We start from the raw sequence: 14,470 nt of genomic DNA, 5'->3' as shown, positions 1-14,470 counted from the left end.
TGCTCATGTCACCCGCTCCAGTCGGCGCCGGCGGGGTCCGGCGTCCGCGCTTTCCCCACTGACCGGCTCGGGAACAAAAAACACGACACGCTACGGTGTGAGGCGACATGGATGAGACAACCCGGACCACACGGCGCTACGACGTCATCAGCGACGAAGCTGAATTTCGCGCCCTGCAGCCCGAATGGGACGCGCTGTGGTCAAACGCGCAAGGCTATTGCTATCAGTCGTTCGCGTTTTGCTGGCTGGCATGGAAGCACGTGTCGAAGCCGCATGGCCGCAAGCTGAAATGCATTGTGTGCCGCGAAGACGGAAAGCTGGTGATGATCTGGCCGCTCGAAGCGGTCAAACGCTCGCTGTGGACCTATCTCGTGCCGCTCGGCCCGCAGGGCGGCGACTTCACGAGCGTGCTGGTCGAGGCCGGCGAAGCGGCCGCGGCGCGGGTGGCGGGCGCGTGGGACACGGCTCGCCGGCGTTGCGGCGCCGACTTCATCCACCTGCCGTACGTGCGTGAGCGGCTCGAACTGTACACGCTCGTTATGCGGGAACGCAGGATCCTGTTCAGCGAGGCGCACAACGCGTCCGTCGCCAGGTTGCGCGGGCACGGCAGTTGGGACGCGTATTGCCAGACGCTTGGCACTCTGTTCGGCAAGCGGCCCGGCGGCTTCGCGAAGAAGTTGTCGAAAGAAGGCACGGTCGCCGTGCGCACGTTCGATCCGGCGGAAGAAAGCGAAACGGCATCCATCATCGAGTGGATGTTCAAATGTAAACGGGCGTGGAGCGATCGCGTCGGCAAGCGCAGCGTATGGCTCGATCTGCCCGAGTTCGAGCGCTTCCTGGGCAAGCTGATCTATTCGGGCGAAGTGCCCTCGATGGCGCGCCTGATCGTGGTCACACTGGACGAAACGCCGGTGGCCGCGATCATCGCGAGCGTGGGCAATCCGTGGGCGAGCGCGATCTTCGCCGGCTTCGACCCGCACTACGGCAAGTTCTGCCCGGGCCTGATCGCCGTCGAGCAATGCGTGAAATGGGCCTTCGACAGCGGCTACGACCTCGATTTCGGCGTCGGCACCGAAGACTTCAAGGCGTACTGGTCGCGCGGCGAAGCGACCACCGCGTGGACCGTGCAGACCATCAATTCGAACTGGGGCCTCGCGGCGATTCGCGCGCGGCGTTTGACCCGCGAGCTGATCGGCAGGGCGAAGAAGCTGCGGCACGCCGGTGCTGCGGCGCCGCATGCGGGGGAAGATGGAGCGGCGCTGGCGCCCGCCATGCAGGCTTCTTCGGAAACGGGCCGCGCGCATGCGGAGTGAGCGCGCGAACATTACCGGATCGTAATCACGCGCCCGAGTGCTTGACGGTATGATTTCACCGTCAACGCAAAGCGGAGCAACCGATGCGAATCCTGGTAATCGAGGACGAGCTGAAAACAGCGGCCTATCTGAAGAAAGGCCTGGAAGAATCCGGCTACGCGGTCGACGTGGCGAACGACGGCCCGCAAGGGCTGATCCTCGCCCTCGAAGAAGAGTACGACGTGATCGTGCTCGACGTGATGTTGCCCGGCATGGACGGCTGGGGCGTCGTCAAGACCTTGCGCACCACGCGCACCACGCCCGTGCTGTTCCTCACCGCGCGCGACGACGTGGACGACCGCGTGCGCGGCCTCGAACTCGGCGCGGACGATTACCTCGTCAAACCTTTTGCCTTCGTCGAACTGCTGGCCCGCGTGCGCACGCTGGCCCGCCGCGGGCCGCCGCGCGAAAGCGAACTGATCAAGGTGGGCGACCTGGAAATGGACGTGAACCGCCGGCGCGTGAAGCGCGGCGGCACGCGCATCGATCTCACGCCGCGTGAATTCTCGCTGCTGCAACTGCTCGCGCGGCGTCAGGGCGAAGTGCTGAGCCGCACGCAGATCGCGTCGTACGTGTGGGATATGAATTTCGACAGCGACACCAATGTGGTCGAAGTCGCGATCCGCCGCTTGCGCACCAAGATCGACGATAACTTTCCCGTCAAGCTGATTCACACCGTGCGCGGCGTGGGCTATGTGCTCGAACTGAAGGACACGGCCTGATGCGCGGCCGCTCGCTCGCCGCGACGCTCGCGCTGGCGTTCGGCGCCACGACGCTGGCGGTTTTCGTGCTGGTCGGCAGTTTTCTGTATCTCGCGCTCGAAAAGCAGATCAAGGCGCAGGACAATCTCGACATCGTGCTCGCCGCGCGTCATGCACGGCGGCTCGCCGAGGAACTGGACACGGCGCAGGGCATTCGCGACCACAGTGAGCGCTTGACCAGCATCGTGCTGGGCAACGAAGCCATGTCGATGGAAGTGTTCGATCCCGACGGCGCGCGGGCGATCGAACACAACATCGCCGGCGTGCTCGCGGCGCCGGATGCGGCGAGCGGCGCCGCAACGCTGGCGGCGTTGCCGCCGCTCACGCGAGTGGCGGCAACCGAGCGCATTACGGAAGCCGATATCGGCGATTGGACCGGCCGCAACGGCGCGCCGATCCGCGGCATTCTCACCGACGCGCGGCTGCGCGACGGCGACACGGCAAGCGTGCTGGTGGCGCGCAACATGAGCGACCGCTGGCTCCTGCTGGACCGTTACCGCGACAAGCTCAACCTGGCGGGCGTGGCCGGCGTGCTGCTGGCCGTGCTGCTCGGCTACCTGCTGATTCGTGCCGCGCTGCGGCCGTTGCGCGATATCGCGGCGAGCGCGGGCCTCGTCACAGTGAATCGCCTGCATACGCGAATCGCGGTGGCGCGCGTGCCGAGCGAACTCGAAACGCTGGTGGCCGCGCTGAACGCGATGCTCGAGCGCGTCGAGCACGGTTTTCAGCGTCTGTCACGTTTCACCGCCGACCTTGCACACGACATGCGCACGCCGCTCAGCAACATGCGCGGCGCCGCTGAAGTCGCGCTGGCGCGGCCGCGTTCCGTCGACGAATACGAATCGGTGCTCGCGTCGAATCTGGAAGAGTGCGACCGGCTCTCGAAGATGATCGAGAACGTGCTGTTTCTGGCGCGCGCCGAGCATCCGCAGTTCGTCAAGCATATGCGTGCGTTCGATGTGGGGCAGGAGTTGGCGCATATCGCCGACTACTTCGAAGGGATTGCCGAGGACGCGAATGTGCGCGTGCGCGTCAGCGGCGCGGCCGGTCTGACCGCGGATCTCGAACTGTTCCGCCGCGCCGTGAGCAATCTGCTTGCCAACGCCATTCGCTATACGCCGCCGGGCGGCGAGATCGCGCTGGACGCTAGCGAGTCGGCCGACGCAGTGCGCGTGACCGTGGAGAACCAGGGGCAGCCGATTCCGGCCGAGCACATCGAACGGATTTTCGACCGCTTCTACCGGGTCGATCCGTCGCGCAGTGCGCTGCCGTCGGCGGGGTTGTCGCAAGGGTCTTCCGGCTCCACGGGGCTCGGGCTCGCTATCGTGCGCACGATCATGGAACTGCACGGCGGGTCCGTGCACGCGCAGAGCGATGCGCGGAGCACGCGGTTCGTGCTGACGTTCCGGCGCAGCGCGTGAACGCGCGAGGCGAGCCCAGCTTGACCCGAAGTTGACCCAAGTTGTCCCTAAGCCGCACCCGCCGCGCTCCTGCTTCCATTGCCCCACGTCCCGCCCAACGCCTCCAGCAGCAGCACACTCGACTCCAACTGCCGCGCGGCGATCTGATCCGCGATCCGCTGGTTCGAAAGCGCGATCGTCTGCGCCGTGACCACGTCGAGATAGCTGACTGCGCCGGCGTTGAAACGGTTCGTGGTGAGCTGCAACGACAGATCCGCGGCGGTGGTGGCGCGCTGCTGGCTGACGGCTTCGTCGGCGAGGGAGTGCAGCGCGGAGAGGTTGTCTTCGACCTGCTGGAACGCCACCAGCACCGACTGACGATAATCCGCCACGGCGCCGTCGTATTGCGCGGTGGCGCCGTGCAGGCTGGCCTTGCGTTTGCCGCCGTCGAACAGCGTGCCGGCCAGTTGCGGCCCGAGCGACCAGAACAGGCTCGGCGCGCTTAGCCACGGGGCGAAGAACGAGCTTTCGAGCCCGGCGCTCGCGGACAGCACGAGGTCCGGAAAAAACGCCGCATGCGCCACGCCGATCTGCGCGTTCGCCGACGCCACGCGCCGTTCAGCGGCGGCGATATCGGGGCGCCGTTCCAGCAGTTGCGACGGCAAGCCGGGCGGAATCGCGGGCGGCGTCACAGCGGAGCCGTTCGGCGGCAGCGTGAAGTTCGAAGCCGGCTCGCCGATCAACGTGGCGATCGCGTGCTGCATCTGCGAGCGTGTCACGTCGATGTCGGTGTCCTGGGTGCGCGTCGCTTCGAGTTGCGTCGTGGCCTGCGCCACGGCGGAGGCGTCGATCGCGCCGTTTTTCAACTGCTGCTGCAGGAGCTTCAGCGCGACGGCGTAGGCGCTCACGCTGTCGTCGAGCAGCTTCTTTTGCGTGTCGAGCGAGCGCAGCGAGAAATAGTCGATGGCCAGATCCGCGCTCATCGCGAGGCGCACGCCTTCGAGGTCCGCTTCGCTCGCCTGAGCGTCGGCCTGCGCACCGTTCACACTGTCGCGCACCCGACCGAACAGATCCGGCTCCCAGCTCGCCGCCACGCCCGCGGAATAATCCGGCACGGTCTTGCCCGCGAGCGACTTTCCTTCGACGTTCTGCGAGGTCCGGTAACGGTCCTGCGCGACACCGGCGGTGATCGTCGGGAAGAAGCCGGCGCGCTGATAGTCCACCATCGAGCGCGCTTGCTGAACCTGCGCGACCGCTTTGCGCACGGTCTGGTTCGATATGTCGATGCGCGCTTCGAGCTGATCGAGCACCGGATCGTTGAAGATCGTCCACCAGGGGCCGCGCGGTGCGGCGTCGCCTGGCGCGGCTTGCGCCCAGCCGGGCGCGGCGCCCGCGTAGTGCGCGGGGATCTCGGCGCTCGGGCGCTGATAGGGCGGCAGGGTCGAGCACGCGCTGAGCAGCGCGCCGATCAGCGTGGCCGCCAGCGCGCGGCGCGGCAGCGGTCGTGAAAGAGACAGGGAGAACATCGGCGGATCCTTTCTGTGATGAGGCGCTCAGCCGTGCATGGCCGGCATGATCTGAACCATCTGGCCGGTGCTCAGCGAATCGCTCGGGTTGTCGATCACGCGGTCGGTGGCGGCGAGTCCCGTCGTGATTTCCACGTGCGTGCCGAAATCGCGGCCGATATGCACGGTCTTCAGCACCGCGCGGCCATTGCTGTCCACCACCGCGACCGTCACGCCGTCCGGCCGGAACAGCAGGGCGCTGACGGGCACGTCGAGCGCCGGCGTGGCCGATTGCAGCTGCAGATGCACCTGCGTGTAAGCGCCGGGCATCAGCGCGCCGTCCTTGTTGTCGACGTCCACCTCGACGCGCAGCGTGCGGCTCGACGGATCGATCGAGCCGGTGCTGCGCGCCACCTTCGCGGGGATGCGGCGGCCCGGATACTGCTGGGCGCTCAGATAGACGCCGGTGGCCGGCGTGACGTAAGGCGCGTCGTTCTGCGGCACGTCGACGAACACTCGCAGCACGCCGTTCTGCTGGATATGGAACAGCTCGCCCGACATGCCCGCGGTGCCGGGCGTGCCGCCCGCCGTCACCAGTGCGCCGACGTCCACGTTGCGTGCGGTGATCACGCCGTCGAACGGCGCGGTGATTTTCTCGTACGAGACCAGTTCGGCCAGATGTGCGACATTGGCCTGCGCCGACGCCAGCATTGCGCGGCGCGCTTCCATGTCGCTGACCTTGGCGTCGGCGTCCTGCTGCGCGACCGACTGGGTCTTCAGCATGTCCTCCCAGCGCTGCGCGGTGGTCTTCGCGTAGTCGAAATTGGCCTGCGCGGTGGCTTCGTCGGCGCGGGCCTGGCGCAGTTGCGCGTCCAGATCGGGCGCTTCGATCGTCGCGAGAACCTGCCCGCTTTTCACCTGCGTGCCGATGTCGGTGTTCCAGTGCGCGAGATAGCCGCTCGTGCGCGCGTAGATCGAGGCTTCGGCGAACGGCATCACGGAGCCGGGCAGCAGCAGTTCATTCACGCTCGGCGCGGGGCGCGGCTTGACCACCGACACGACGAGCATGCTTTGCGCTTGTGTTTGCTCGGTGAGCGCGGCGCTGGCATGAAGGCGCGGCACGATGCCGGCGATCAGCAGCGCCACGGCGAGGCCGCCCAGTGCGAACGGCCACAGACGGCGGCGCGGTTTCGCGTGTGGGTCGGGCTCGGGCGCGGGGTGAGCGGCGCCGGCGTGAGCGGTGTGGGTGGTTTTCACGGCCTTGGGTGGCTGCTCACCAAGCCCCGGCTGAAGTGATGAATCGTTCATGGCATAGGTCTCGTCGAAATCAAAGGGTGCGGGCGGGGACGGCGGATTCGGCTTTTTCGCTGCGTGCCGCGCGGCGCTTGTCGAGCCACGCATGCACCATCCCGTAGACGACCGGGACGAACAGCAAGGTCGACATCGTGCCGAGCGCGAGGCCGCCGATCACGGCGCGGCCGAGCGGCGCGTTCTGTTCGCCGCCGTCGCCGAGGCCGAGCGCCATCGGCAGCATGCCGATCAGCATGGCGAGCGCGGTCATCAGCACTGGACGGAAGCGGCTGAAGCCGGCTTCGAGCGCGGCCGCGAGCGGCGGCTGGCCGGCCTGGTGGGCTTCGCGGGCGGTGTTGATGACGAGAATGCTGTTCGCCGTGGCAATGCCGATACACAGAATCGTGCCGGTGAGCGCCGGCACGCTCAGGCGGGTGCCGGTGCTGAACAGCATCCACGCAATCCCCGCGAGCGAACCCGGCAAGCCGCTGATGATGATGAACGGGTCGAGCCACGACTGGAAATTGACGACCATCAGCAGATAGACGAGGCCGATGGCGAACACGAGGCCGCTTGCGAGGCCGCTGAACGAATCGTGCATGGCCTGCACCTGGCCGCGTACCACGATGGACGCGCCCGGCGGCAGTTGCGGCCGGATCTGCTCGACGAGCCGGTTCACGTCCGCCGCCACGCCGCCGAGATCGCGCCCTTGCACCGACGCGAAAATATCGAGCACCGGCTGCACGTTGTAGTGCGAGACCACGGCTTGCTGCGTGCCGCGTGTCAGCGTGCTCAAGGCGCCGAGCAGGTTTTGCGGCGCGGGGCCCGCGCCGCTCGCCGAGAACGAGGCTGCCGCCGCGGGCGACGTCGCGCCGCCTTTCTGCGCGACCGGAATATTGGCGAGCGCTTGCAGTGAGTTGATGTCGTACTGCGGCATCATCGCCATGAGCGGATAGCTCACGCCGTTGTGCGGGTCGAGCCAGAAGTTCGGCGAGGTCTGCGAACTGCCGGACAGCGCGATCAGCAGGTTCTGCGACACGTCGCGTTGCAGCAGGCCGGCCTGAATCGCGCGGGTGCGATCCACGTTGACGTTGATCGCGGGCGCGTCGCCGGGCTGCTGGATGCGCGCGTCGACGAGGCCGCGCACGCCGCGCAGTTGCGCGAGCAGGCGGTTCGCCACAGCGCGGTTGGCGTCGAACTTGTTGCCGACAATCTGGATGTCGATCGGCGCGGGCAGGCCGAAGTTGAGAATCTGGCTGACGATATCCGCGGGCAGGAAGGCGAACGTCACGCCGGGGAAATCTTTGGTGAGCGTGGTGCGCAGCGTCGCCACGTATTGCGCGGTCGGCTTGTGTTTCGGCGCGAGCGTGATCATCACGTCGGCATCTTCGGGGCCGATCGGATCCGACGAGTCGTAGGTCAGATTGATACCGCTCACCGGCACGCCGATGTTGTCCAGAATCGCCGCGAGCTGCTGCTTCGGAATCACGTCGCGCACACGCGCTTCGACCTGGTCGGTGATGCTCGCGGTGTCCTCGATCCGCGTGCCGGTCGGCGCACGCAGATGCAGGCGGATCTCGCCGGTATCCACGGCCGGGAAGAAGTCGCGCCCCGCAAACGGCACCAGCGCGAGCGAGCCGAGGCAAAGCAGCAGAAAGATCGCGATAAAGCGCCGCGGACTCGCGATCGCCGCGGCGAGCACGCCGCGATAGCGTTCGCGCAGCAATTCGAAACGGTGCTCGAACCCGGCCTGAAAGCGGATCAGCCGCGCAATCGGGCCGTTGCCGGTGACGGGCGCATTGCTGCGCGCGCGCATCAGGTACATGGCGAGCGTCGGCACCAGCGTGCGCGAGAAGAAGTACGACGCGATCATCGCGAACACCACCGCTTCCGCGAGCGGTACGAACAGATAGCGCGCCACGCCTGAGAGCAGGAACATCGGCACGAACACGATACAGATCGACAGGGTCGAGACGAACGTCGGCACGGCGATTTCGCCCGAGCCGTTCAGGATCGCGTCGTATAGCGGCTCGCCGTTCTCCAGATGGTGCGTGATGTTTTCGATTGCGACCGTGGCGTCGTCGACGAGAATCCCCACCGCGAGCGCGAGGCCGCCGAGCGTCATGATGTTGATGGTCTGCCCGAGCGCGGACAGCGCGATCAGCGAGGTCAGCACGGCGAGCGGAATCGACACCGCGATGATCAGCGTGGCGCGCCAGCTGCCGAGAAACAGCAGGATCATCACGGCGGTGAGAGCGGCGGCGATCAAGGCCTCGCGCGCCACGCCCACCACCGCCGACTTCACGAACACGGACTGGTCCGAGAGCGCGGTGATGTGCAGCGCGCTCGGCAGGCCGGCGGCGATATGCGGCAGCATCGACTTGACCTGCTGGATGATGGTGAGCGTCGACGTACTGCCGGATTTTTCGATGGTGAGGAGCGCGGCGCGTTTGCCGTCGCTGCGCACGATGTTGGTCTGCGGCGCATAGCCGTCGCGCACGTGAGCGACGTCGCGCACATAGACCACGCCGCCGGCCACGGTCTTGATCGGCAGATCGTTGAGCGCCGCCACGGTGTCGGTGCTGCCGTTCATCTGCACGTTGTATTCCTTCGTGCCGATCTTCGCCGTGCCGCCCGGCAGGATCAGGTTCTGCGCGTTGACGGCGTTGACCACGTCGAGCGGCGCGAGGCCTTTGGCCTGCAAGGCGCGCGGATCGATATCCACCATGATCTGGCGGACCTTGCCGCCGAACGGCAGCGGCACCGACGCGCCTTGCACCGTTGCCAGTTGCGTGCGGATCTGGCTGTTGCCGAGGTCGTAGAGCTGCTGTTCCGAGAGCGTGTTGCTGGACAGGCCAAGCTGCAGGATCGGCACCGTCGACGCGTTATACGTAATGATGTTCGGCGGCAACGTGCCGGGCGGCAGCACGCGCAGGATCGACGCCGAATTGGACGCCGCTTCGGCAATCGCCCGATTGATATCCGCGCCCGGATGGAAAAAGATCTTCACTACAGAGACGCCGTTCAGCGATTGCGACTCGATATGCTCGATATCGTCGACGTCCGAGGTCAGCGCGCGCTCGTAGTTGGACGTGATGCGATTGGCCATGTCCTGGGCGGAGAAGCCATTATAGGTCCAGACAATGCTGACCACCGGGATATTGATGTTCGGAAAAATATCGGTCGGTGTGCGCAGTATCGCGAGCGGGCCGGCGATAAAAATCAGCACGGCGAGGACCACGAAGGTATAAGGGCGGCGCAGCGCGAGCCTGACGATCCACATGACGGGTTCCTGAAAAGAGGCCGATGGAGGTTCGCGTCGTTGCCATGCGGCGGGACTGGGTGACGCGGGCTTCATGAGTCAGGAGTGTGGCGTGGGGGCGCTGACGGGCCGCCGTCGCCTGGATTACGGTTCTGTTATGCGCGTGGCGATTCGAATGGGCGGCGCTATGGCGCGGCGACTCGCGGCGTTTCTTCAGGAAGGGAGAGATAACAGAACGGTAATCTGAAGGTCAGTGCCCGGACAGGCGAAATGACGAGAATGGGAAGCGTGGTCCATGCCACTCATTGATCGCAGCTACCCGGAGAGACATCATGAAATTGCTTGGCGCTATTGCCGTTACCGCACTCAGTCTGACGTTCGGCGCCAATGCCTTTGCGCAAACCAGCACGTCAGGGCTGACGCGCGCGGAGGTCATGGCTCAGTTGCAGCAGGCACAGGCCGAAGGCATCGTGCCGACACACGACAACGACTATCCGCCGACGGCAGCCGAAGTGGCGCGCAATCGCGAACTCTATGCGCTGGAGCACGGCACGCAGGATGCCGGCGCGGTTCGCACGGCGGGGACGCCGGCGCCGGCGCTATGAACGGTCGCGGCTGCGAGCGCGTGTCGCGCCAGTGATCACGGCCACGCCGAGCAGAATGACCGCCACGATGGCAATCGTATGTTGAGCGACGTGCATGGCCATCAATCCCCAGGACACGCCGCCGATCAGAATGATCCAGCCAACCAGATAAATGACCAGGGTCATCGTTTTCTCCTTTTCGAGTCGACGCGGCAGGTCTATCGAGTAGCAGATTTCGCGCCTGACGCCGGCTTGTGCCGCCGGCGTTCGGACGCTGAAGGAGAACGACGCGATGATGCGGTGCGGCTCGTTGCTGTCAACCGCAAGCCGGCTTGGCTTTCTTGCAGGCATCGGCAAGCTGCGGCGGCGGGTCTTTCTTGAACACCGTCTTATAAGACTCGAGCACGTTCGACTGAACCACCGGCAAGGACTGCACGCCGATCCACGCCGGCGGCGTCTGGCCGATGAGCGCTTTCATCATCGCCAGCGCCTCGGCGACGCCCTGGTCGTACGGACGCTGCGAGCCGGTGGCCTTCAGCGGCCCGCCCTTGGCGATTTCGATCGCGGATTGCAGGCCGAGGTCGACCGTCGTCACGGGAATCGTCACGCCTTGTGCGCGCATCGAAGTGAGCGTGTCCAGCGCCGGTTGATCCCATACGGCGAATAGACCCTTCACGTCCGGATTGCCGGTGAGGAAATCGCCCGCGATCTGCCCGACTTTCGACGGGTCCGTGAAGGCAACCTGTTTGATCTTGATGTCCGGGCGATTCTTCTTCAGCCAGTCGTTGACGGCCTTGGTGCGCTCCGTCGTGCTGAAGTAATCCACGCCGAAATTCACGAGCCCGACGGTCGCGCCTTGCGGCACGCACGAGGCTAGCACTTTCGCCGCGATCTGGCCGTTGCCTTCGCTGTCCGCCGAAATCATCGCGGCGTATTGTTCCGGATGCTTCAGGCCGGTCGGCACGTTGTCCATGAACACGAGCTTGATGCCGGCCGCCGACACTTTCTTGTAGGTGGCGGCCGTTGCCGTGCCGTCGACCGGAATCGAGATGATGCCGTCCGGATGACGCTGGATCGTGTTCTCGATATCGGCGATCTGCTTGTCGACCTGGTATTCAGCCGATGCCGTGCCGATCACTTCCACGCCGTACTTCTTCAGCGTATCGGTAATGCCTTGCACCTGCAGTTGCGACCAGTCGAGATTCATGGTCTGCATGGAAATGCCGACCTTGAATTTGCCGGCTTTGATTTTGGCGATGTCGGCGTCGGTCAGCTTCACGGCATCCACCGAGGCGGCTTTTTCGCCGTTCGGCCCTTGCCCGACAATCGTCTTCGGACCGATCGATCCCGCCGGCAGGCTGGTCACGCATTGCGCGTAAGCACCCGACGAAGCCAGGCATGCGACGGCGGCCGCCGCCATGACACCGGCTAACGCTGTTCTCGTACCACGATGCTGTTTCATGTCTCTCCTCCGTTGGTCTTCATCTCTGTGCGTCATGTCTTCAAGTCTTTACATCTTCACGTCCGAACCACTGCTTTGCTATTTCCTCGTAAAAGCGACCGCCGCGACGATGATCACGCCTTTGATCACCAACTGAAGCGACGAACTGACGCCGAGCAGCACCAGCCCGTTATTGAGCGTGCCGATGATCAGACTGCCGAGCAGCGTCCCCAGCACGAAGCCGCGGCCGCCGAACAGACTGCAGCCGCCGAGCGTGACGGAGGCGATCACATCCAGCTCCATGCCTTGCACGACGTCGGGCCGCGCCGCATGCGAGCGCGCCGACAGCACGAGCGCGGCGAGCCCGGCCAGCATGCCCGTGAGAATGAAGGCGAGGGTGGTCACGCGCCGCGTGTTGATGCCCGAGTACAGCGCCGCGGTCGGATTGCCGCCCGCCGCATAGATCTGCCTGCCGAACACGCTGTAGTGCAGCAGCAGAATGCCGGCGATCACGGCGAGCACCGTCCAGATGATCGGCACGGGCACGCCGAAAATATCGCCCTCGCCGAAGATCGCGATGAACGAGTCGTTGTCGATGATCACGGGCTTGGTGGTCGTGACCATCAGCGCGAGTCCGCGCGCGGCGCTCAGTGTGCCGAGCGTGACGAGAAACGAAGGAATGTTGACGCGGGTGGTCACGATCCCATTGATCGCGCCGACTATCGCGCCGGTGCCGATACCCGCAAGCGCGCCGATGACCCAGTTGTTGCCCAGATACGTCATGGCCAGCGCCGCGGACATGCCCGAGAGTGCCAACGTCGAGCCCACCGACAGATCGATCTGTCGCGCAATGATCACGAAGGTCATGCCGATCGCGATGATCGAGACGAGCGCGGTTTGCCGGCCGATATTCAGGAAGTTGTCGATGGATAGAAACCACGGCGACGCGAAGCTGAACACCACCAGCAGAATCGCGAACGCGCCATAAAGCGCATAGGGGCGGTCGCCTTGCAGCAGGGCGCGGGCGATGCGCCGCAACCGGCTTTTCTGCGGCGGCGAGGCCTGCCGTTCGGACGTCAGCGGCGAGACGGATTCGTTCATATTGCTTGCGCCTCGATGGAAGAACGGGAAAGTTGGATCAGGTGATGCAGCGCTTCGGCGTTGGCGAGTTCGGCGCGCTCGACGGTCTTGACGATCGATCCGTCCGCGACAATCGAAATCCGGTCGCACAGGCGCAGGAGTTCATCCAGGTCCGAAGACACGACGAGCACGCCGGTGCCCGCGTGGGCGGCGTGATTGACCACGCCGTAGATTTCCTCGCGGGCGCCGACGTCCACACCTACCGTCGGTTCGTCGAGCAGAAGAACCCGCGGACGTGGATGATTCCACTTCGCGAACACCACTTTCTGCTGGTTGCCGCCGGATAAAAACTTGACCGCCGTGGAAGGGCCGGGCGCCTTCACCGACAGTTCCTTCATTGAGCGCCTCGCCTGCTGAACGGCGGCCTGACTGCGCAGCCATCCCCAGCGGGAAAAATGCGCGAGGCGCGGCAGCGTCAGATTGCGTTCGATCGAATGATCGAGCACGAGTCCTTCGAGATGCCGGTCCTCCGGCACCAGCGCGACGCCGAGCTGAATGGCCTCGGCGGGCGTGATGCGGGCACGCGCTCGCCCGTCGATCTCGATGGCGCCGGCGTCGACCGAACGGAGGCCAAAGATGGTTTGCAGAATCTCGGTGCGGCCGCTGCCGATCAATCCCGCGAGTCCGTGGATTTCGCCGCGGCGAAGCAGGAGATCGACGTGACGCAGCCGGTCGTTGCTGACGTTCAATAACTTGAGCACGGGCGCAACCGTGGTGTCGGCCGCCGCTTCGGCGATCGCCGACGCGCTTGCCGGTTCTCGGGAAATCGCGCCGTCGCCCACGGCCGTTTTCTGCCGTGCCTGCAGCGCGGCATGACCGGAGCCGACGATCGCCGCCACCAGTTGCTTCATATCCGTCTTTGCTGTGTCGAACGTGCCGGCATTGGCGCCGTCGCGGAATACCGTGACGCGCTGCGAAATGCGGAACACCTCGTTTAACCGGTGCGTCACATAGATCACGCCCACGCCGCGAGCCGTGACCGCGCGAATCGCGTCGAACAGAATCTGCTCTTCGCCGCCCGTCAATGCGGAGGTAGGTTCATCGAGTATCAGCACCCGCACGTCGCCCATCAGGGCTTTGCAGATCTCGGTCATTTGACGGTAGGCGAAGGGCAGCGCGCCGACCGGCGTCTTCGGATCGAGCGGGATGCCATGCGAGCGCAAAAATTCGCCGACCGTGGCCATGAGCTGGCGGTTCTTCACGAAGCCCAGACGTGTCCGCGGCTCGCGGCCCAACATGAGATTGGCGCCGACCGACAGCGATTCGACGAGGCTCAAGTCCTGGTAGACCACGGCGACACCCGCGTCGCGCGATTGCGCTGGCGAGTCGAACGTGACTTTGTGGCCGGCGATTTCGATCACGCCGTCGTCATACGCATGCACGCCGCTGAGGATCTTGATCAGCGTGGATTTGCCCGCGCCGTTTTCGCCGAGCAGCGCATGGACTTCGCCGGGAAACACTTCAAGGTCGACGCCGCGCAGGGCTTGCACGCCGCCAAATCGTTTGGTGACGCCCGCAACACGGATCAACGGAACCTGAGGCGATGACGCGGCCGCGACCGCAACCGGCTCACTCATCTGGCATGTCTCCTTCGTCCACGCGACGACATTCTTTTCTTTGTACGACGCTGTCCGGCCGAAACCGTGTTGTGATCTTCGCATCATGAATATGGTGCGTCAATAACATTCACAGGCGTTCAGCGGGCTTCTGTGTGTGTTGATGTAACGATTGCTCG

Annotated in this window: 11 protein-coding genes; 4 read left to right on the top strand and 7 right to left on the bottom strand. The window is 65.2% G+C overall.

What is annotated here, in order from left to right; translation table 11 throughout:
* The first annotated feature begins 107 nt into the window (after positions 1 to 107).
* The 3 genes from PDMSB3_RS28145 to PDMSB3_RS28135 all read left to right on the top strand — a co-directional run bounded on the left by PDMSB3_RS28145 (position 108) and on the right by PDMSB3_RS28135 (position 3,534).
* A complete protein-coding gene (locus tag PDMSB3_RS28145) occupies positions 108 to 1,313 on the top strand; it encodes a GNAT family N-acetyltransferase (protein WP_007177309.1) in 1,206 nt (401 codons plus the stop codon).
* 83 nt (positions 1,314 to 1,396) lie between these two features.
* Complete coding sequence (locus tag PDMSB3_RS28140) at positions 1,397 to 2,074, top strand: heavy metal response regulator transcription factor (RefSeq protein WP_007177308.1); 678 nt, start codon at positions 1,397 to 1,399, stop codon at positions 2,072 to 2,074.
* Positions 2,074 to 3,534, top strand: coding sequence for a heavy metal sensor histidine kinase (locus PDMSB3_RS28135; RefSeq protein WP_165188405.1), 1,461 nt, complete (start codon positions 2,074 to 2,076; stop codon positions 3,532 to 3,534). Before PDMSB3_RS28140 ends, PDMSB3_RS28135 begins: the two co-directional genes overlap by 1 nt.
* Positions 3,535 to 3,581: 47 nt before the next feature.
* Here PDMSB3_RS28135 and PDMSB3_RS28130 read toward each other — a convergent pair whose 3' ends face one another.
* The 3 genes from PDMSB3_RS28130 to PDMSB3_RS28120 are packed head-to-tail and all read right to left on the bottom strand — an operon-like array spanning position 3,582 to position 9,591.
* A complete protein-coding gene (locus tag PDMSB3_RS28130; RefSeq protein ID WP_197740282.1) occupies positions 3,582 to 5,039 on the bottom strand; it encodes an efflux transporter outer membrane subunit in 1,458 nt (485 codons plus the stop codon).
* Between the two features lie 27 nt (positions 5,040 to 5,066).
* Positions 5,067 to 6,326 carry an efflux RND transporter periplasmic adaptor subunit gene (locus PDMSB3_RS28125; protein WP_007177305.1) on the bottom strand — a complete coding sequence of 420 codons (1,260 nt, stop codon included), beginning with the start codon at positions 6,324 to 6,326 and terminating at the stop codon, positions 5,067 to 5,069.
* A 19-nt stretch (positions 6,327 to 6,345) separates the two neighbouring features.
* Entirely contained in the window at positions 6,346 to 9,591 is a 3,246-nt protein-coding gene (locus PDMSB3_RS28120; RefSeq protein ID WP_165188403.1) for an efflux RND transporter permease subunit, read from the bottom strand.
* A 311-nt stretch (positions 9,592 to 9,902) separates the two neighbouring features.
* On the opposite strand from PDMSB3_RS28120, the gene PDMSB3_RS28115 reads away from it, so the two are divergent.
* Entirely contained in the window at positions 9,903 to 10,175 is a 273-nt protein-coding gene (locus tag PDMSB3_RS28115; RefSeq protein WP_007177303.1) for a DUF4148 domain-containing protein, read from the top strand.
* Here PDMSB3_RS28115 and PDMSB3_RS28110 read toward each other — a convergent pair.
* The 4 genes from PDMSB3_RS28110 to PDMSB3_RS28095 all read right to left on the bottom strand — a co-directional run bounded on the left by PDMSB3_RS28110 (position 10,170) and on the right by PDMSB3_RS28095 (position 14,312).
* On the bottom strand, positions 10,170 to 10,340 hold the full coding sequence (locus PDMSB3_RS28110) for a hypothetical protein (RefSeq protein WP_007177302.1): 171 nt from the start codon (positions 10,338 to 10,340) through the stop codon (positions 10,170 to 10,172). The two genes, PDMSB3_RS28115 and PDMSB3_RS28110, sit on opposite strands and share 6 nt — an antisense overlap.
* 130 nt (positions 10,341 to 10,470) lie before the next feature.
* On the bottom strand, positions 10,471 to 11,616 hold the full coding sequence (locus tag PDMSB3_RS28105) for a substrate-binding domain-containing protein (RefSeq protein WP_007177301.1): 1,146 nt from the start codon (positions 11,614 to 11,616) through the stop codon (positions 10,471 to 10,473).
* A 78-nt stretch (positions 11,617 to 11,694) separates the two neighbouring features.
* Positions 11,695 to 12,696 carry an ABC transporter permease gene (locus PDMSB3_RS28100; protein WP_007177300.1) on the bottom strand — a complete coding sequence of 334 codons (1,002 nt, stop codon included), beginning with the start codon at positions 12,694 to 12,696 and terminating at the stop codon, positions 11,695 to 11,697.
* Entirely contained in the window at positions 12,693 to 14,312 is a 1,620-nt protein-coding gene (locus PDMSB3_RS28095) for a sugar ABC transporter ATP-binding protein (protein ID WP_007177299.1), read from the bottom strand. Before PDMSB3_RS28095 ends, PDMSB3_RS28100 begins: the two co-directional genes overlap by 4 nt.
* Between the last annotated feature and the right edge of the window lie 158 nt (positions 14,313 to 14,470).

The organism is Paraburkholderia dioscoreae (assembly GCF_902459535.1).
Classification (GTDB): Bacteria; Pseudomonadota; Gammaproteobacteria; order Burkholderiales; family Burkholderiaceae; genus Paraburkholderia; species Paraburkholderia dioscoreae.
Note: the sequence above shows the minus strand (reverse complement) of the source record. Positions and strands in the feature narration are given on the sequence as shown.